A 1,204-nucleotide genomic window follows, 5' to 3' on the forward strand; every position below is an offset into this window, starting at 1 on the left:
ATGTGGGCTGATTCTCCAGGACACCGGAAAAACCTACTCGACCCCCAAGCAAAATCTGTAGGCATTGGAGTTGCCAAGGATAAAGACGGAAAACTCTTCGCAGTCCAGAACTTCGGACGATAAACCAAAATCAGGCTTCAGGCTTCGAAGCTGATAAAGGCGTCACCAACAACCGCGTCGCATTTGCAGTAAAAAGTGACGCCTCTTCTTCTTTGTAGACATTAAGCAAAAGCTTGTATTAAACTCAGGTTCGCTCGGTTTTGCTCGTTGAATCCGGGTGCCGGCAGTTCATTTTTGTGGTGTCTCCTTTGAGGGAATGAACGAAGAATGAATGATGTGGACTGCTGGTCTTTTGGAAGGTCACTAGGCTTTTTCGGGCGGCGTTTGTAGGGAACGCTGTAACCTGGTGGCCTTTCTTTTATGGCGTGAGGCGAATGTCACAGTTTTGAATAATAGATTTATGAGTTTCTTAATATTAAGGTAAGTCTTGTCGGTCAGTTACATTGTTCTGACTGATGTCCAGGGGTGATCTCTCCCTGGTCACCCATCGCATTTCGCCTGTGTTGTATGTGATGGGTTCTCCGGGAGAAGGCCACCAAGCTCTTGTTTCATCCTTGTAGTTATGTGCCTGGTGGCCTTTCTTCTGTCCCGGGCGGTCTTTAAGTTCATTAGGGGACAATTGCGGCTTTCTGGGGCTTAAACGACAGAATGTGTTGTTGTGTGGCGTGTCGGGCTAAACGACGTTTTGTGTTGGTGGGGGTTTAGCGTACGTGGCCTTTGCGTATTCCCATAGAGTGGTTGTAGGCAGTGTCGATGGCATTGTCGTAGGTTGCTGGTCGGCCGTCTTCGTGGCCGCTGGTGGCTTGTTTTTCCTGGTTGGCTAGGGTTTGTGCTTTGGCGAGTGCGTCCTGGCCCCAGTTTTGCTGCCTGGCGATCTCTACAGGGTCGTCAGGCAGTTGTGTGTGGAGGTATAGCCACCAGTCGCAGGCGATGCGTTGTTGTTCGTCGCGCAGTCCTCGGTGGGTGTGCATGAGTTTCTTTATTTGAGAGTTCACTGCGCCTTCTAGCTTGTTGGTCGTGCGTTCCAACCGTTGGTCTTGTTTAGCTTTGGTGAGGTAGGCACAGAGGTGGCCTTGTTGACTCAATTTCTTTAGCTGCAGGTAGATTCCGCGGGAGCGTGTCAAGTTGTTTGTGTGTGGGGGTT

1 protein-coding gene and 1 pseudogene are annotated in these 1,204 nt (G+C 50.2%); one reads left to right on the forward strand and one right to left on the reverse strand.

Translation table 11 applies throughout. The features are described from left to right. The gene (locus tag L8V22_RS11600) at positions 1-123 is read left to right on the forward strand and encodes a CAP domain-containing protein (RefSeq protein WP_269966565.1); all 123 of its coding nucleotides are present in this window, start codon (positions 1-3) and stop codon (positions 121-123) included. Between the two features lie 638 nt (positions 124-761). Here the strand turns inward: L8V22_RS11600 and L8V22_RS11605 are convergent. Further along, positions 762-1,204 (reverse strand): annotated as a pseudogene (locus L8V22_RS11605) (IS1249 family transposase); the annotation flags it as partial.

This window comes from Corynebacterium yonathiae (genome assembly GCF_027570195.1).
Taxonomy (GTDB): domain Bacteria; phylum Actinomycetota; class Actinomycetes; order Mycobacteriales; family Mycobacteriaceae; genus Corynebacterium; species Corynebacterium yonathiae.

Bases quoted from the DNA above. Each gene is read 5' to 3' on its own strand.
- L8V22_RS11600 (WP_269966565.1), top strand. From the start codon at position 1: ATGTGGGCTGATTCTCCAGGACACCGGAAAAACCTACTCGACCCCCAA.